We start from the raw sequence: 15,844 nt of genomic DNA on the forward strand, positions 1-15,844 counted from the left end.
CATGGCACGCCGTCTGTTCTGGTTGGCATTCCTCGGCTCGGCCGCCGTTCTGGCGGTGGTCCCTGAGTTCTTCAGCGAGCAGGCCGAACCCATGGCCATGCCGCGCCCACCACGCCTGGCGGCAACGCCCGAGACCGCCGCGCAGGTACCTGCGCCAGTGGCGTCGGCGCTGTCCGAGGTCGCGGTACCGGCGGCCGACCTGTTCGCTGTGCAGAGCTGGTATGTGGCACCACCGCCGCCTCCGGCGATGGCCTCCGTGGCTCCCCCCCCGCCACCGAAGCCAACCGCGCCGCCATTGCCGTTCAAGTTCATCGGCAAGATGGATGACCGCCAGCAAATGCAGGTTTTCCTGATGCGCGGCGAGCAAGTGCTGGTGGTGCGTGAAGGCGACCTGATCGACAAGACCTACAAGGTCCAGCGCATCGATCCCGAGCGCATGACGCTGGTCTACCTGCCCCTGGACATCGCCCAGACCCTGGTCGTGGGGAGTTCGCTATGAGCCGCCTGACCTGCTGCCTGGCACTGGTGCTACTCGCCGGTTGCGCCACCAATCTGGCCCAACGTGAAGGGCTGGATCTGATCGATGCCGGCCAGTTCGAGGAAGGCCTGGCCAAGCTGGAGCAGACGGCGCGCGAGTCGCCCCGCGATGTCGGCGCGCAGATGGCCCTGACCACCCAGCGCGAGCGCGCAGTGAAGGCGTTGCTCAGCAACGGTGACCTCGCACGCAGCCAGCGTGACTTCGCCACCGCACGCCTGAACTACGAGCGCGTACTGCGCATCGAGAGCCACAACCAGCGGGCGCTGGACGGCCTGCACATGATCGAGCAACAGCGCAACATCCAGGACATGCTGCGCCAGGGCCAGACCGACCTGCGCCGGGGTGATGTGGTCGGCGCCTCGCGCCAGGTGCGCGGCATTTTCGCCCTGGACCCCGAGCATGAAGGCGCCCGCGAATTGAAACGCAGCATCGAAGTGGTCCAGGCCCGCTCCGCCGTGCCCTATCCGCAGCTGCGTTCGCGACTGGACCGGCCAGTGACCCTGGAGTTTCGCGACGCCAACCTCAAGGTGATCTTCGAAGTGCTGGCGCAGACCTCGGGACTGAACTTCATCTTCGACAAGGATGTGCGCCCGGACCTCAAGGCCACCATCTTCGTCCGCGAGGTGCCGATCGAGGATGCGGTGGAACTGCTGCTGCAACAGAACCAGCTGCACCAGCGCGTGGTGAACGACAACACCATCGTCGTCTACCCCGACTCGCCGCAGAAGCTGAAGGATTACCAGGACCTGGTGATGCGCACCTTCTACCTGACCAATACCGACGCGGCGACGGCGATGAACCTGGTCAAGACGCTGTTGAAAACCCGCGACGTGTTCATCGACGAGCGCCTCAACACACTGACCATGCGTGATACGCCGGACGCTGTGCGCATGGCGGAAAAACTCTTCCAGGCCCAGGACCAGTCCAACCCCGAGGTGGTGCTGGAAGTGGAAGTGATGGAGGTATCGCGCAAGCGCATCCTCGACCTCGGCCTGCAATGGCCCAACACCTTCGGTGTGATCAACGACGACGGCTCGCCCGTGACGATTCTCGACCAGCTCAAGGGCATCGATTCCGGTCGCATCAGCATCTCGCCGTCGCCGCAGCTGAAGATCAACGCCCAGGACAACGACGTGAACACCCTGGCCAGCCCGGTGATCCGCGTCAGCAACCGCGAGCAGGCCCGCGTCCATATCGGTCAGCGGGTACCCATCGTCAGCGCCACGTCGGTGCCTTCCACCCAGGGCCCGGTAATCACCGAGAGCATCACCTACCTGGACGTCGGCCTGAAGCTGGAGGTACAGCCCACGGTGCACCTGAACAACGAGGTGGCCATCAAGATCGCCCTGGAGGTAAGCAACGCCACTCCACTGACCCCGACCCAGGCGGGCACCATCCCGGTCCAGGTGGACACTCGCAACGCCCAGACCACTCTGCGCCTGCGTGACGGCGAAACCCAGGTCCTGGCGGGCCTGGTGCGCAACGACCAGTCCAACAGCGGCAACAAGATTCCGGGTCTCGGCGACATTCCCGGCATCGGCCGGCTGTTCGGCAGCAACAACGACCAGCTCGCCAAGTCCGAGCTGGTGCTCTCCATCACCCCGCGCATCGTGCGCAACCTGCCGTACCAGAGCCCCTACGACATGGAGTTCCCCTCGGGCACCGAGAGCAGCATGCGCGTGCCGACGGTGCGCGGCCCGGTGGAAGCCCTTGGCGTCGATTTGCCCGATGCACCGGCGGTGGTGGTCAGCCCCGCTCCCATCAGTGGGAGGCCCTGAACCATGCAACGCCAGGCTGCCTTCTCGCTGATCGAACTGGTGATCGCCATGGCCATTCTCGGCCTGCTTGCCGGCATGGCCGCGCCGCTGGCCGAAACCGTGATCCAGCGTGGCAAGGAACAGGCACTCAAGGCCGCCCTCTACGAGATCCGCGACGCCATCGATGCCTACAAGCTGGCCGCGGACGCCGGGCATATCGAGAAATCCGTCGCCAGCTCCGGTTACCCGGCGTCGCTTTCGGTACTGGTGGAAGGAGTGCGTGACCTGCGCAGCATCAAGGGCGAGCGCATCTACTTCCTGCGCCGCATTCCACGCGATCCTTTCGCCGACACCCGCCTGGAGCCCGAGGAAAACTGGGGCCTGCGCGCCTATACCAGCCCGGCGAACGACCCGCGGCCCGGCGTGGACGTGTTCGACGTCTATTCCTTGTCCTCCGGCCGTGCACTCAATGGCACGCTTTACCGGGAGTGGTGACGATGACTCGGCAGAAGGGCTTCACCCTCATCGAACTGCTGGTGGTCATGGCCATCATCGCCACGCTGATGACCATTGCCGTGCCGCGCTATTTCTCCAGCCTGGAGAACTCCAAGGAGACCACCCTGCGCCAGAGCCTCTCGGTCATGCGCGAGGCCCTGGACCAGTTCTACGGCGATACCGGGCGCTATCCTGATTCGATAGAGGAACTCGTTGCCCAGCGCTACCTGCGCGCCCTGCCACAGGACCCGATGACCGAGCGCAGCGACCTGTGGGTGGTACTGCCTCCCCCGGAAGGCGCGCCGGGCAGCGTCTACGACGTCAAGAGCGGCGCCCCGGGCCGGGCGCGTGACGGGAGCCTCTATGCGGACTGGTGAGCAGGGTTTCACCTACCTCGGCGTGCTCTTCCTCGTGATGCTGATGGGGATGGCACTGGCCGGCGCGGGACAGCTCTGGTCCACCAGCAGCCAGCGCGCCCGCGAGCGCGACCTGCTCTGGGTCGGCAGCCAGTACGCCCAGGCCCTGCGCAGTTACTACCGCTCCTCGCCGGGGGTGGCGCAGTACCCGGCGACCCTGGAAGAGCTGCTGGAAGACAACCGTTTCCCGCAGGCCGTCAGGCACTTGAGGCAGCTCTATCCCGACCCCATCACCGGCAGCACGGACTGGGGCCTGATCCGCTCCTTCGACGGACGCATCGCCGGCATCTACAGTCAGGCCCGCCAGCGCCCGATGAAACAGGCGCACTTCCCCGCGCAATGGGTGGAGTTCGAAGGCACGGGCAGCTATGCCGACTGGCGCTTCGTCGCCGAGAAAGCCTTCATGGAGAACACGCCGGCGAGGGCCTTGCCATGAACCGCGCACCGCTGCTGGCCGTCCTCGCTCTGTGCTGCGCCCTGGGCGCGGCGCGTGCTGATGAAGACGAGATCATGGGCTTCATCGTCGACTACACCATTTCCCACATCGGCCACGACTTCTATCGCTCCTTCAGTGAGCGCCTGCGCGACACCAGCAAGCTGGATTTCAACCTGGTGGTGCGCGAACGCCCCGATGCCCGCTGGGGCAGCCTGATCTGGGTGGAGTACGAGCAACGCGTGCTCTACCGCCAGTTTCTTCCGCCCAACACCGCAGAACTGCAACCCACTGCCTATGCAGCGGCGGACCTGGTGCTGGAGGCCATCGCCCAAACGAAGCTGCAACGCCTCCTGCAAGACACACACGACATGGAGAGGGACGAACTATGAACAAGAACAGACTTGCCCTGTGGTTGCTCGGGTTCGGCCTGGTCGGATCGGTCCAGGCTACCGAGCTGGTGTACACCCCGGTCAACCCCGCGTTCGGCGGCAACCCGCTCAATGGCACCTGGCTGTTGAACAACGCCCAGGCGCAGAACGATCACGATGACCCGGACTCCCGCTCCACGGCGACCCGGCAGAGTGCCCTGGAACGGTTCACCAGCACCCTGGAATCGCGCCTGCTGTCGCAGTTGCTGACCAATATCGAGGAGGGCAATACCGGCAGCCTCACCACCGAGTCCTTCATCATCAACATGATCGACGATGGTGGTCAGCTGACCATCGAAATCACCGATCGCGCCACCGGCGAAGTTTCGGAAGTCGTCGTCAACGGCCTGCTCCCCTAATCCAGGCATCGACAGGAAGCCACGACCATGAACAGAGTGCTGATGCTGGTCCTGCTGCTCGCCACCCTGCAAGGCTGCGGCCTTCGCCAGCCGATGTCGGCCGATACCGAAGGCCAGACGCCAACGCTGACCCCGCGCGCCTCGACCTATTACGACCTGCTGAACCTGCCACGACCCAAGGGCCGGCTGGTGGCGGCCGTGTACGGCTTCCGCGACCAGACCGGACAGTACAAGCCGACCCCGGCCAGTTCCTTCTCCACCAGCGTCACCCAGGGCGCCGCCAGCATGCTGGTTGATGCGCTGCAGGCCAGCGGCTGGTTCATGGTGCTGGAACGCGAGGGGCTGCAGAACGTGCTGACCGAACGCAAGATCATCCGTGCCTCGCAGAACAAACCCAATACGCCGGCGAACATCCAGACCCAGCTGCCGCCGTTGCAGGCCGCCAATCTGTTGCTGGAGGGCGGCATCATCGCCTACGACACCAACGTGCGCAGCGGCGGCGAAGGCGCCCGTTACCTTGGCATCGGCGCTTCCCACGAGTACCGGGTCGACCAGGTCTCGGTGAATCTGCGCGCGGTGGACGTGCGCAGCGGCACGGTTCTGGCCAACGTGATGACCACCAAGACCATCTACTCGGTGGGTCAGAGCGCCAGCGTGTTCAAGTTCATCGAGTTCAAGGAACTGCTGGAGGCCGAGGCCGGTTACACCACCAACGAACCGGCACAGCTGTGCGTGCTGTCAGCTATCGAATCCGCCGTGGCCCACCTCATTGCCCAGGGCGTGGAACGCCGGCTGTGGTCGGCGGCCGGGGACCAGCCGGTGGAACAGACCTCGCTGAAAAAGTACATGGGGGCGCAGGTCTCCATCCACTGACCCTCCGTCGCCATGGCGGAACCCGCTCCCGCGTTCGGGTGGTCAACCTTGTGTGACTACCCAGCGGGGAGCCCGCCATGACCACGCCGATTACCCGTAACACCGCCATGCGCCTGGCCAGCGAAGCCTTCGTACCCTACGGCTGCAAGGTAAGAAGCCACGAAGCGGACGACAGCTTCAGCCTCACCGTCCACGACCTGCAGGGCCAGGTAGTACTGTCCATCGAGAACATCCAGAGCACGCAGTACGCCAACCCGTTGCGGCTGGCCGGGGTGATCGGGCAGGCCCGCGCCGACCTGCAGCGCCAGGGGCGCAACCTGGACCCTTGGGCCATGCCCTTCATTCCTGATCCGGAAGTATTGCCCGAAGCACCGCCGGTCTATTGATGCCAGTGGATCTGGTGCGAGGGGCGGCTGCGCAGCCCTTCGCGAATGAATTCGCTCCCACTAGATGACCGGTGGGGCTCGATGGGCAGGTCTGTGTCCTGCTTGGCGAATGAATTCGCCCCCACAGGTAAAGCCATAGTCCCGGTTGGCGGGCCGCCCTAAAGCACGGCCCACTCCGCCTGAGCTTCCTGCTCCACGCCTTCTACCCACCATCTGAGCTGCGCTTCGACTTGCGTTCCCGGCGCAAGCTGGAGGGTGTTGGTTACCGGGCAGGTTTGGTCGGCCACACCGCTCTGGCGCGACCGGCTGCGGCCGGCGGGGCCTTGGGCGGTGACCTGGAGTTCGTAGCGGATGGCGGGCGTGGGGTTGGCGAAGCACAGGCGCACTTCGGCCTGGCCGGGGGCCAGAGGGTGCAACTGGAGGCTGGCGCTGGCCAGCAGGGCGGCGAGGAGCATGGGGAAAAGACCGCCGCCCACGAAGGGGCGGCGGCATCGGGGGACTACTGCTGGACGACGATGGCGCTGTTGCCGGTGCCGTTCTGGTCGATAACGGAGTTCTGGTTGAAGTTGCTCTGGGTGACCAGGGCCTGGTTGTCCCAGCCCACCTGGGTGACGACGGATACGTTGTTCATGTCGGCCTGGGTGATGATGGCGCTGTTGCCGCCACCGGCGCTTTGGAAGATCTGGCTCAGGTTGTCGCTGCCGGACTGGTCGACTTCGACACTGTTGCCGATACCTTCGCTGGAGCCTTCTGCCAGGTTGCCGCCTTCACGCTGGGCGACCACCAGGGTGTTGTCGTCGCCAGTCTGGTCGAAGTACAGCTCGTTGAAGTTGCCTTCCTGGGTGAAGTTGGCGGTGTTGCCGTTGCCGTTCTGGCTCAGCTCCACGGTCTGGTCGCTGCCGAACTGGCCGCCCTCCTGGGCGCCTTGCCAGTTACTGGCGTAGACATTGTTGTCGTTGCCATTCTGGTCGACCGTCAGGTTGAGGTTCGTGCCTTCCTGGTAGGTCAGGCTGAGGTTGCTGTTGCCGGTCTGGGTGACGGTGCTGGTGGAGTCGGTGGATTCGTACTGGTCGGCCCAGGCAGCGTTGGCGTCGCCGGTCTGGGTCATGGTGGCCACGTTGCCCGAGCCGAAGCTCTGGTCGACGACCACTTCATTGAGGGCGCCGCCGCCCTGGTCGATGGTGGCCACGCTGTTGTCCTGTTCGGTCTGCCAGATTTCGGCGTAGCCGGTCTCGCCGCTCTGGAAGATCACGGCCTGGTTATCGTTGCTGGGACCGGTCTGATCGACGTAGCCCTCGTTATCGCTGCCCGATTGCTGGATATCGATACGGCTGCCGGTCTGGTCCACTTGCCAGGTGCCAGCCTGGTTATGGGTGCCGCTCTGGTTGATGGTGGTCGTATTGTTCGTGCCGAATGTCTGCTCGGCATCGGCGATGTTTCGCTGGTCGACCTGGGTAATGTTGACCGTGCTGGCTATCTGGCTGTCCTGGAAGCTGAACGCGTCGTTCTCGCTGCCATTCTGAGTCACGTTGGCCTGGCTGTTCTCGTTGAACCATTGCTCGCTGTGGGCGAGGTTCCATTCACCGCTCTGGGTGTGGGTGACCTGGCTTTCGGTTTCCGTGTTCTGCACCGCGGTGGAGGCGTTGTACTCGCCGTCCTGGGTCTGGGAGACGGTACCGGTTCCGTCTGCCTGGTTGGCGTAGGCATTGTTGCCATCGCCGGTCTGGAGCTGGGTAGCGGTGCTGGAGGGCGCGGCGGCCTGCTGCACTTCGGCGATGTTCTCCAGGCCACTCTGGGTCTGGGTCGATTGGCTGTCGTCGGCGAAGGCCTGGATGCTGACCAGGGCCAGGATAGCTGCGGCGAGCGGTTTGTACTGGAACATGGTGTTGCCTCCTGGGGACGGTCCCCGCGAGTCGTTGGATCGTGAGTGCGCCTTCAGTGCTGGATCACCTGCACGCTGAGGCCGTTTCCGTACTGGGTAACGCTGCTGTTCAGTCCGTCCCCGGACTGCACGATGGATGCGCTGTTGTCGGCACCGACCTGGCCGATCTCGGCCCGGTTGTTGGTGCCACTCTGGGAGATGTAGGCCTGGTTGCCCGTGCCCTGCTGGGAGATGGACGCCAGGTTCTGCACACCTTCCTGGAGGATGTAGGCCTCCTGGTCGCTGCCGTTCTGGATGATCTGTCCCAGCAACGAATGCCCGTCCTGCGTCAGCAACGCGACATTCGCGTCGCCCAGCTGGCGCACCAGGGCCTGTTGGTCCAGCGGGGCGCCTTGCGGGCTTGCGAGGTCGGTGTTGCCGCCGGCCAGGTCGAAGTTGTCCATCAGGTCCGCCGCCTGCGGCACGCCACTTCCGAGCCCGAGGACCAGGAGGAGGACGGTGCGCGACAGGACGGCGGCGTTCATGGCCAGCCTCCTAGCGGGGAACCAGGGTTACGGTGCGAACCGTGCCCTGAGAGGTGGTGATGGTGGCCGTCGGGCTCGCGGTGGGAACCGCGCCGGTGGTGGTCACCGACATCCGCCAGCGTCCGCTTGCCGGCACCACGACCGAGCCCAGGTCCAGCAGGCCGGTGGTGGTGGTCACCTGGACCCGCACACTGTTGCCGACGGTGACCGAGCTGGTGCCGTCCAGGGCCCAGGTCACCCGGTTGTTGGAGCGCAGGGTGAACTCGTTGGTGGCGACGGTGAAGTTCTCCGCAGCGGCCGGTGGCGGCGATACCTGCACGGTCACGTTCACCTGGGTGGAGAGGGCGCCGAAGGCGTCCCGGGCCTGGTAGGTGAAGGTGGCGGCGAAGGCAGCGGTGACATTGGCCGGCGGGGTGTAGGTGATGCTGGTGCCGTTGGTGCTCACCGTGCCCTGGCCGGCTGCCGGCTGGGTGAGGTTGACCACGGTCAGCGGCACGTTGCCTTCCGGATCGCTGTCGTTGGTCAGCACGTTCAGGGTCAGCGGTACGCCGAGTGTCGCGCCGGTATCGGCGGTGGCCACAGGCGGCTGGTTGGGGCTGACACTGACCGTAACGGTCGCCGGAGCCGACGCCGCGCCGCGTACGTCCTGGGCGCGGTAGGTGAAGGTCGCGGTGAGCGGACTGTTGACCACCGGCGGCGGCGTGTAGATCACGCTGGTGCTGCCGTTCAGGGCCACGGTGCCTAGGCCGGGGGCGGGCTGGTTCAGATCGGTGATGCTGAGCGGGACGTCGCCGTCGGCATCACTGTCGTTGACCAGCACGGCGATGGTCACCGGTACGCCGAAGCTGGTGCTGGCGCCGTCGCTGAGCGCCACCGGCGGCTGGTTGGGCACTTCTTCCGGTGCGCTGCCGACCACCACCACAGGCTCGGTATCGGCACCGCCAGCGGCGGACTTGACCGTAACCACAGCTGGCGGCTGAGCCAGGTCAGTGACCCGCAGGGACTGCAGGACGCCGGCCTTGGTCAGACGGCCGAAGCCCTGGGCGGCGAGGTCGGGAATCTGCACCTCATCGCTGGAGCTGGCTTCGATGGTCAGCGAATTGTCGGCCCAGTTGTAGCGAGCGGTGCTGACTTTCACCACGTCCGTGACTTCCTTGGAAAGCGAAGTCGGTTTGGTGGCGCCCGACGGGTCGGTAGCGGTCACCACGACGAAGGGCGGCAGCACGCCCGGTGCCGGGTTGTGGGCGAAGAAGAAGCCGGCGCCGTCGTTGACCATGTCCGCCAGGCAGGCCGGGTTGGTACCGTCCTGGACCAGCTCCAGGGTTTCCCGGTAGCAGAAGTCGGCATCTTCCGGACCATTGGCGAACACTTCCAGGCGCGTGCCCTGGTTGGTGCGCCGGTAGCTGGCCCGTTCGATTTCCACCGGGGTGGCGGCGCGGGAGTCGAACACCTTGCCGGAGACCGAGAACAGGTCGGTACGGATGGTCCCCGCCGGCCCGCTGATCTCGACGTAGTTGGTGTCGAAGGGGCTGCCCGTCACGGCCGAGGGGACGTTGGGGTCGCCGATGAACTGCTCTGCTTCGCCGGTTTCCGGATTGGTGCCCGGATAGGGGTAGCCAGGGCCTTTCAGGAAGGGGCCGACGTCGCCGGTGAGGGCACCACTGAACACGCCCGGCGCGCCGATACCGATATCGCGGGTCATGTTGATGGCGCGACGGCCACCTCGTTCTGCGATATCAGCCGCGGTCACGTCGAAGACATCCACGCCGTAGGGGTGGGTGACCGTGTATCTGCCCGGCGTGGGGATGGTGGCGCGGATGCGGATGCGCGCGAAGCTCTGCTGGTCGCCGACGCGCGGCACTTCCAGGGCAAAGGCGGCTTCGACGGCAGCGGTGTAGACCTCGAGACCGTAATTGCCCGCGTCCGGGATGCTGGCCTCGGCCATGAACCAGAACAGCTCGCTGGGCCAGTTGTTGGGGAAGACCATCGGCTGCAGGTCATCGAACTGGCCCGGTTCCGGCAGCAGGGTGCACATGTAGCCGCCGGTGGGGCTGAGGGCCTTGGATTGGCAGAGCTCCAGGCTCTGGCCGTCGCTGTCCTGGTACCACTGCGGGAAATAGCCGGTGGATGCGGTGTATGGGCCTGGGTGGACCGCCTCGAGGGCGGCCTCGGCCGTGTCGATGCCTTCGACAGCGAGACCCAGGGTTGTGAGAAGCAGGCAGGGCCACTTGTTCATGTTGCCTCCTGGCGCTTGAGCGCTCGGCTCTGGGTTCGCTTAGGGAAGAATGACCACTTCTTCGGTATCACTGCCGCCGCTGAGCGAGGTGACGGTCACCTTCGCGGGAGGTGTGGGGGTGATGCCGGTGGTAAGCGACTTGGTGGCGCCGTCCCCGCTGAGCGTCCCGATGGCGGCGCCGCTACTGGTGGTGGCGGTGAGTTCCGGGGGCGAGGTTTCGTCGCTGCTGCTGGCTACCACTGTCAGTTCGCCGGAGTTCAGGTTGTATTCGGCGCGCTCGATCCGAACGAGATCGACCAGTGGGGCGCTCAGGGTGGTGGGCGTGCTCTCCGGAATGGCCACGCTGTTGTCGGCGTTGATCGTGACGCTGGCCGGCAGGGTCGGATTGCCGGTGGACTGGCCGTACCAGTTGCCGGTGGCGTTGGCTTCGGTCATGGCCACTGCGTCGCCGGCGCTGTCCTCGTAGTCGGCGGTGCCGGGGGGCGGCGGCGCCATCACGAAGACGTCCTGCTGGGCGCTGGCCCCGGCTTCACCTGCACTGCGCGAGTAGGTGGAGCGCTGGACGATCACCGGAGTCGGCCGGACCACCTCGGAGAGCTTTCCGGAGACGGCGAACAGGTTGGTGCGCAGGTCAATGCCGCCAGGGCCCTGGATGCGCACGTAGTTGGTGTTGAAAGGACTGCCGGTGACCGGCTCGTTCAGATTGGGGTCGCCGATGAAACGCTCGGAAAGGGTGGTTTCCGGGTTCACCTCGGTATAGGGGCCGTTGACGCTGCGCAGGAACGGACCGATGTCGCCGCCCAGGGCGCCGTTGTAGGTCTTGGGTGCACCGATGCCGATGTCGCGGGTCATGTTGATGGCGCGGCCACCGTCGGCTCCGAACTCGGCCGCGGTGACTTCGAAGACCTCCACGCCATAGGGGTGGGTGATGGTGTAGGTACCGATGGTTGGGACATCCACCCGGATGCGGATGCGGGCGAAGCTGATCTGGTCGCCCTCGGCCGGAGTTTCCACCGCGAAGGCGGCCTCGATCGCCGAGCCCCAATCGAGGTTGATACCGCTGGCTGCGTCGGCGATGGCTGCGTCGGCGGTGAACCAGAAGGCTTCCGGCGGGAAGTTGGTGGGGAAGACCAGCGGCTGGGCATCGTCGTACACGCCAGGCTCTGGCAGCAGCGAGCACATGTAGCCGGGTGCTCCAGGTGCACCGGGAGCCCGCGAGCTCACTGCCTTGGACAGGCAGAGGTCGAGCGTACGGCCGTGGGTGTCCTGGTACCAGGCAGCGAAGGAACCGATATCGGGGTTGTATGGGCCGGGGTCCACGTCGAACAGGGCGGCGGGAACCTGGTCTGCCGCGACGATCAGGAGGAACGAAGTGGTGGCCTTGGAGAGTGTGCGTTGCATGAGCGTTTCCTCTTGCAATGTGGGCGCCTCCCTGCGGAATCGCGTCGTCACAGGCTGGCTGACCGGCCCTCCGCAACGACCGTGCCAGTGTTTCGAGATCGCCTCGCAAAGCCGCGCCGTACAGGGCTCACGGCCGTCGCCGAAATAAACGCCGAGCAGGCCGCCGAGGTGGGGGAGGCCCCCCACAACTGGGTGAATTTGGGGGTGGTGGGGGAGTGGGGAAAAGCCGGGGAATGGCTGGGTTAATTCTGGGGAAACCGCATGGGGCGCGGCTTTCAGGCGCTATGGGGGAAACCGGCCTGGTTTATGCACCGGTACAAGTGTCCAAGGCCGCCCGGTTGGCACGACGGGCCGAACCCATCACGCAACGCATAGGAAGGCTTCCATGAGCGCTCTGTCGGTGATCTGGGATAGGTATGCGATCGGCAAGACCGGCGATTCGCCGCCGCAATTCAACCTGCTGCGCTGGTTCTCGCTGGTCAGCCTGGTGGTGATCGCCAGCGTGGCCATTGGCCTGGGCATCATCTCCACGCGCTTCGTGGTGACCGAGAGCATCGAGCGCGACGCGATGCTCAGCTCGCAGTTCATCCAGTCCATCGCCTCGGCCGAAATCCGTCATGTGGCGCTGCCGGCGAGCATGACCATGGGCGAGCTGCTGGACGCCCGCCAGGACGGGCACCATCCGCAGCACATGCTGGAAGCCCGGCAGCGGGCCCGCAACGAATTCCTCGATCACCTCTCCATGCTGCCCGATGCCCTGCTGGCCAACATCTATGGCGCCGACCGGGTGATCGTCTGGTCCACCAACCCGGCGCTGGTGGGCAAGGACATGAGTGGCAACGACGATCTGGAACAGGCTTTTTCGTCACCGATGCAAGTCGCCTCCAGCTATGACGAGGTCACCGGAGGGCGTGCCGAGCAGAAGTTCCTGCGGGCACCTCGCACCCTGTTCATCGAGAACTACATCCCGTTGCTGGACGACCAGGGCAACGTGGCCTCGGTAGTGGAAATCTACAAGGAGCCCCGTGACCTGGTGCAGCGCATCCAGCGTGGCTTCGTGCTGATCTGGATGGCCACTGCCATCGGCGGCGGGCTGATCTATTTCGGCCTGTTCTGGATCGTGCGCCGGGCCTCGGGCCTGCTGGCCCGGCAGCAGAGCCTGCTGATCGCCAACGAAACTTTCGTCGCCCTGGGTGAGATGTCTTCCGCGGTGGCCCACAGCCTGCGCAATCCGCTGGCGGCGATACGCTCCAGTGCCGAACTCGCCCAGGAACTCGTGGACCCGCCGGTACGCAAGAACGTCGCGGACATCATCAGCCAGGTGGACCGTATGTCGAAGTGGGTACGCGAACTGCTGATTTCGGCGCGGCCGCTGTCCGGTGACTCCGAGGCAGTGGAACCGGTGGCAGTGATCAGCGAGGCGCTGCACGGCTTCGACCAGCAGATTCGCCATTCCGGTGTGCGGGTGGAGTTCCATGCCGAGGCGGCGCCGGCGGTGGTCAGCCACAAGGTGCTGCTGGCGCAGGTGCTCAACAGCCTGTTCGCCAACGCCATCGAAGCCATGCCCAACGGCGGCCTGCTACGCATCGAGGTCAAGCCCGACAGCACCGGCAAGCGCCTGCTGCTGGCCATCACCGATACCGGTCAGGGCATGACGCGCAAGCAGGAAACCATGGCCTTCAAGCCCTACTACACCACCAAGCAGGGTGGCCTCGGCGTGGGCCTGGTGATGGTCAAGCGGATCATGGAACGCTTCGGCGGCAAGGTCAGCCTGACCAGCCGCGAGCGTGAAGGCACCCGCATCTGCCTGAACTTCAAGGTTGCTGGAGGACGGGTGTGATGGAACACAGCGTATTGATAGTCGAAGACGACGAGATGCTGGCCGGCAATATCCAGACTTACCTGGAGCGCAAGAACTTCGAGGCCCTGGTATGCCATTCGGCTGAAGAGGCACTGGAACTGTTGCGGGACCAGGTGCCCGATGTACTGCTCACCGACAACTCGCTGCCGGGTATGAGCGGTCATGAGCTGATCCGCGAGGTGAGCAACCGTGCTCCGCAGATCAAACCGATCATGATGACCGGCTACGGCAACATCGAGGACGCGGTGCAGGCGATGAAGGCCGGCGCCTTCCACTACCTGACCAAGCCGGTGGCGCTGGCCGAGCTCAAGTTGCTGCTGGACAAGGCCCTGGACGCCCAGCGCCTGGAGCACAAGCTGGACTTCTACCAAAGCCGTGCAGCGCAGAATGCCGGGCTGGCCGCGCTGATCGGCGAGTCGCCGGCGATGATGGAAGTCAAATCCATGGTGCGCCAGTTGCTGGATGCCGAAAGCCGCATGGCCGACGCCGAACTGCCTGCGGTGCTGATCGAAGGCGAGACCGGGACCGGCAAGGAGCTGATCGCCCGCGCTCTGCACTTCGACGGCGCTCGCAGCAATGGCCCCTTCGTCGAGTTCAACTGCGCCTCGATCCCCGCGCACCTGCTGGAGGCCGAGTTGTTTGGCCATGAGAAGGGCGCTTTCACCGATGCCAAGGATCGGCGCCTGGGCCTGGTGGAAGCGGCCGATGGCGGCACCCTGTTCCTCGACGAAGTCGGCGAGATGGACCTGGTGCTCCAGGCCAAGCTGCTCAAGCTGCTGGAAGACCGCACCATCCGCCGCATCGGTTCGGTGAAGGAGCGCAAGGTCAACCTGCGCATCATCAGCGCGACCAACTGCAACCTCGAACAGATGGTTCAGCAGGGCAAGTTCCGCCGCGATCTGTTCTTCCGCCTGCGTATCATCTCTGTCCGTGTGCCTCGGCTTTATGCCCGCGGCGACGACATCCTGCTGCTGGCTCGGCATTTCCTCAAACAGCACGGCAAGCGCTATGGCAAGTCGGGGCTGCATTTCTCCGTCGAGGCCGAGCACCTGCTGCAGAGCTACAGCTGGCCGGGGAACGTGCGCGAGCTGCGCAACATGCTGGAGCAGACCGTGCTGCTGTCGCAGGGGCAACTGATCGGCGCCGCGCAATTGCACATCTGCCCGAGCCTGGTGGAGGACTCCACTGCCCACTACCGCACCGATGGCAATGGTCATGGCGCCGAGCCCGAGGCCGAGCGGGAAATGGTCATTCGCATGCTCGACAAGACCGACTGGAACGTCACCAAGTCCGCCCGCCTCCTGGGCCTGACGCGGGACATGCTGCGCTACCGAATCGAAAAACTGGGCCTGATCCGGCCGGATCGCCGTCACTGATCCGCCACCAGGCCCCGACGTCCACGGGCGTCACAGTTCCCTAGCACTCCCTCTCGCCAATACGGGAGGAGGAGATCCTTGTGGCCGGGCTGCGATCCTGCTCGCATCGCCGCATCGTCCACCGGGGTTCGGTGCCCTCACACCGGCCCCGCTTTCTTATTCCATAGCGCCAGCCCTGCAAGGGGCTGGCGTCTTCGCATCCGGGAACGATTCACGCCTGCCAGGACGAGGAATCCATCGATCAGATTCCCTGAACTTCACTGTCACTTCGCGCTTCTACCGGCATATTCACCTGTCATCCGAGGTGACCGTCATGACCGTCAGCATTGATCTGGATCGCGACCTCTGCAGCCTGGAACTCAACGGCAAGCTGATCGAACTGCCGATCAACCAGGTCGTGGTCAGAACCGATGAAGTGATGTGCGCTTCGGTGATCCGGTGCGTGGAGGGCAATGCGGTGATCAGCGAGGACCAGGCGCAGATGCTGATCGGCGCCGGGGCCAAGGATGACCGCAAGCACCTGTTCGTCGACGGAGGAAACGGACCGGGCGAGCACTGATCGATCCTGACGACTGGCAGAACGAAGCGACGCGCACGACGCTCAAATAAAAGTGATCCATCGTTTCTCAAGAGGTCCAGCATGAGCAGCGAACGTAGTAGCGACACGCGCAGACGTGAAAGCAAAACCCTGGCGGACTTTCCGCGCTGGCTGGTCGACCCGGATTACGTCGACCTGGTCCTGGAGCGCGACCCGGATGATCCGCTATTCGACCCCACCCTCGACGACGCGGAAACCTTCCGTCATTCCCATCACGGATAACGAGAATTGCTTTAGCTGTAGCGTCGCCTGACTGGCTGGTGGCAGAATGCGATCAG

At 64.9% G+C, this 15,844-nt stretch carries 18 protein-coding genes; 13 read left to right on the forward strand and 5 right to left on the reverse strand.

Annotated elements, in window-relative coordinates; translation table 11 throughout:
* Position 1: 1 nt before the first annotated feature.
* The 9 genes from D6Z43_RS23605 (at position 2) to D6Z43_RS23645 (ending at position 5,688) form a co-directional block, all read left to right on the forward strand.
* On the forward strand, positions 2-499 hold the full coding sequence (locus D6Z43_RS23605; RefSeq protein WP_120654441.1) for a secretion system X translation initiation factor: 498 nt from the start codon (positions 2-4) through the stop codon (positions 497-499).
* Complete coding sequence (locus D6Z43_RS23610) at positions 496-2,316, forward strand: type II secretion system protein GspD (RefSeq protein WP_120654442.1); 1,821 nt, start codon at positions 496-498, stop codon at positions 2,314-2,316. The genes D6Z43_RS23605 and D6Z43_RS23610 overlap by 4 nt, the downstream gene beginning before the upstream one ends.
* A gap of 3 nt (positions 2,317-2,319) precedes the next feature.
* Positions 2,320-2,790, forward strand: a complete 471-nt coding sequence (locus tag D6Z43_RS23615; protein ID WP_120654443.1) for a type II secretion system protein — start codon at positions 2,320-2,322, stop codon at positions 2,788-2,790.
* A gap of 2 nt (positions 2,791-2,792) precedes the next feature.
* Complete coding sequence (locus tag D6Z43_RS23620; RefSeq protein ID WP_120654444.1) at positions 2,793-3,167, forward strand: type II secretion system protein; 375 nt, start codon at positions 2,793-2,795, stop codon at positions 3,165-3,167.
* A complete protein-coding gene (locus tag D6Z43_RS23625) occupies positions 3,154-3,642 on the forward strand; it encodes a type II secretion system protein (RefSeq protein WP_120654445.1) in 489 nt (162 codons plus the stop codon). Before D6Z43_RS23620 ends, D6Z43_RS23625 begins: the two co-directional genes overlap by 14 nt.
* A complete protein-coding gene (csgE, locus tag D6Z43_RS23630; protein WP_120654446.1) occupies positions 3,639-4,031 on the forward strand; it encodes a curli production assembly/transport protein CsgE in 393 nt (130 codons plus the stop codon). Before D6Z43_RS23625 ends, csgE begins: the two co-directional genes overlap by 4 nt.
* Positions 4,028-4,429 (forward strand): curli assembly protein CsgF, encoded by a 402-nt coding sequence (locus tag D6Z43_RS23635; RefSeq protein ID WP_120654447.1) that lies wholly within the window; start codon positions 4,028-4,030, stop codon positions 4,427-4,429. Before csgE ends, D6Z43_RS23635 begins: the two co-directional genes overlap by 4 nt.
* Positions 4,430-4,456: 27 nt before the next feature.
* A complete protein-coding gene (locus D6Z43_RS23640) occupies positions 4,457-5,302 on the forward strand; it encodes a CsgG/HfaB family protein (RefSeq protein ID WP_120654448.1) in 846 nt (281 codons plus the stop codon).
* A 77-nt stretch (positions 5,303-5,379) separates the two neighbouring features.
* Positions 5,380-5,688, forward strand: coding sequence for a hypothetical protein (locus tag D6Z43_RS23645; RefSeq protein WP_120654449.1), 309 nt, complete (start codon positions 5,380-5,382; stop codon positions 5,686-5,688).
* A 158-nt stretch (positions 5,689-5,846) separates the two neighbouring features.
* Here the strand turns inward: D6Z43_RS23645 and D6Z43_RS23650 are convergent, their stop codons facing one another.
* From D6Z43_RS23650 to D6Z43_RS23670, 5 genes are read right to left on the reverse strand one after another with little or no spacing between them, the layout of a single operon-like run.
* On the reverse strand, positions 5,847-6,143 hold the full coding sequence (locus D6Z43_RS23650) for a hypothetical protein (RefSeq protein ID WP_120654450.1): 297 nt from the start codon (positions 6,141-6,143) through the stop codon (positions 5,847-5,849).
* 44 nt (positions 6,144-6,187) lie between these two features.
* A complete protein-coding gene (locus tag D6Z43_RS23655) occupies positions 6,188-7,570 on the reverse strand; it encodes a curlin (RefSeq protein WP_120654451.1) in 1,383 nt (460 codons plus the stop codon).
* Between the two features lie 53 nt (positions 7,571-7,623).
* The gene (locus D6Z43_RS23660) at positions 7,624-8,094 is read right to left on the reverse strand and encodes a curlin (RefSeq protein WP_120654452.1); all 471 of its coding nucleotides are present in this window, start codon (positions 8,092-8,094) and stop codon (positions 7,624-7,626) included.
* Between the two features lie 10 nt (positions 8,095-8,104).
* Positions 8,105-10,330 carry an Ig-like domain-containing protein gene (locus tag D6Z43_RS23665; RefSeq protein ID WP_120654453.1) on the reverse strand — a complete coding sequence of 742 codons (2,226 nt, stop codon included), beginning with the start codon at positions 10,328-10,330 and terminating at the stop codon, positions 8,105-8,107.
* Between the two features lie 39 nt (positions 10,331-10,369).
* On the reverse strand, positions 10,370-11,731 hold the full coding sequence (locus tag D6Z43_RS23670) for a hypothetical protein (RefSeq protein ID WP_120654454.1): 1,362 nt from the start codon (positions 11,729-11,731) through the stop codon (positions 10,370-10,372).
* 385 nt (positions 11,732-12,116) lie between these two features.
* Here D6Z43_RS23670 and D6Z43_RS23675 point away from each other — a divergent pair, with 385 nt between their 5' ends.
* From D6Z43_RS23675 to D6Z43_RS23690, 4 genes are all read left to right on the forward strand, one after another.
* Positions 12,117-13,571: a HAMP domain-containing sensor histidine kinase gene (locus D6Z43_RS23675; protein WP_120654455.1), complete on the forward strand. Its 1,455-nt coding sequence runs from the start codon at positions 12,117-12,119 to the stop codon at positions 13,569-13,571.
* On the forward strand, positions 13,571-14,968 hold the full coding sequence (locus D6Z43_RS23680) for a sigma-54 dependent transcriptional regulator (protein ID WP_120654456.1): 1,398 nt from the start codon (positions 13,571-13,573) through the stop codon (positions 14,966-14,968). Before D6Z43_RS23675 ends, D6Z43_RS23680 begins: the two co-directional genes overlap by 1 nt.
* A 313-nt stretch (positions 14,969-15,281) precedes the next feature.
* Positions 15,282-15,527, forward strand: coding sequence for a DUF3203 family protein (locus tag D6Z43_RS23685; protein WP_120654457.1), 246 nt, complete (start codon positions 15,282-15,284; stop codon positions 15,525-15,527).
* Positions 15,528-15,608: 81 nt separating this feature from the next.
* The gene (locus D6Z43_RS23690; RefSeq protein ID WP_120654458.1) at positions 15,609-15,788 is read left to right on the forward strand and encodes a hypothetical protein; all 180 of its coding nucleotides are present in this window, start codon (positions 15,609-15,611) and stop codon (positions 15,786-15,788) included.
* Positions 15,789-15,844 lie beyond the last annotated feature (56 nt).

The sequence above is a fragment of the Pseudomonas sp. DY-1 genome (assembly GCF_003626975.1).
Lineage (GTDB): Bacteria > Pseudomonadota > Gammaproteobacteria > Pseudomonadales > Pseudomonadaceae > Metapseudomonas.

Excerpts from the sequence above, each read along its gene's own strand:
- D6Z43_RS23605 (WP_120654441.1), top strand. The coding sequence starts at position 2 with ATGGCACGCCGTCTGTTCTGGTTGGCATTCCTCGGCTCGGCCGCCGTT.
- D6Z43_RS23610 (WP_120654442.1), top strand. The coding sequence starts at position 496 with ATGAGCCGCCTGACCTGCTGCCTGGCACTGGTGCTACTCGCCGGTTGC.
- D6Z43_RS23615 (WP_120654443.1), top strand. The coding sequence starts at position 2,320 with ATGCAACGCCAGGCTGCCTTCTCGCTGATCGAACTGGTGATCGCCATG.
- D6Z43_RS23620 (WP_120654444.1), top strand. The coding sequence starts at position 2,793 with ATGACTCGGCAGAAGGGCTTCACCCTCATCGAACTGCTGGTGGTCATG.
- D6Z43_RS23625 (WP_120654445.1), top strand. The coding sequence starts at position 3,154 with ATGCGGACTGGTGAGCAGGGTTTCACCTACCTCGGCGTGCTCTTCCTC.
- csgE (WP_120654446.1), top strand. The coding sequence starts at position 3,639 with ATGAACCGCGCACCGCTGCTGGCCGTCCTCGCTCTGTGCTGCGCCCTG.
- D6Z43_RS23635 (WP_120654447.1), top strand. The coding sequence starts at position 4,028 with ATGAACAAGAACAGACTTGCCCTGTGGTTGCTCGGGTTCGGCCTGGTC.
- D6Z43_RS23640 (WP_120654448.1), top strand. The coding sequence starts at position 4,457 with ATGAACAGAGTGCTGATGCTGGTCCTGCTGCTCGCCACCCTGCAAGGC.
- D6Z43_RS23645 (WP_120654449.1), top strand. The coding sequence starts at position 5,380 with ATGACCACGCCGATTACCCGTAACACCGCCATGCGCCTGGCCAGCGAA.
- D6Z43_RS23650 (WP_120654450.1), bottom strand. The coding sequence starts at position 6,143 with ATGCTCCTCGCCGCCCTGCTGGCCAGCGCCAGCCTCCAGTTGCACCCT.
- D6Z43_RS23655 (WP_120654451.1), bottom strand. The coding sequence starts at position 7,570 with ATGTTCCAGTACAAACCGCTCGCCGCAGCTATCCTGGCCCTGGTCAGC.
- D6Z43_RS23660 (WP_120654452.1), bottom strand. The coding sequence starts at position 8,094 with ATGAACGCCGCCGTCCTGTCGCGCACCGTCCTCCTCCTGGTCCTCGGG.
- D6Z43_RS23665 (WP_120654453.1), bottom strand. The coding sequence starts at position 10,330 with ATGAACAAGTGGCCCTGCCTGCTTCTCACAACCCTGGGTCTCGCTGTC.
- D6Z43_RS23670 (WP_120654454.1), bottom strand. The coding sequence starts at position 11,731 with ATGCAACGCACACTCTCCAAGGCCACCACTTCGTTCCTCCTGATCGTC.
- D6Z43_RS23675 (WP_120654455.1), top strand. The coding sequence starts at position 12,117 with ATGAGCGCTCTGTCGGTGATCTGGGATAGGTATGCGATCGGCAAGACC.
- D6Z43_RS23680 (WP_120654456.1), top strand. The coding sequence starts at position 13,571 with ATGGAACACAGCGTATTGATAGTCGAAGACGACGAGATGCTGGCCGGC.
- D6Z43_RS23685 (WP_120654457.1), top strand. The coding sequence starts at position 15,282 with ATGACCGTCAGCATTGATCTGGATCGCGACCTCTGCAGCCTGGAACTC.
- D6Z43_RS23690 (WP_120654458.1), top strand. The coding sequence starts at position 15,609 with ATGAGCAGCGAACGTAGTAGCGACACGCGCAGACGTGAAAGCAAAACC.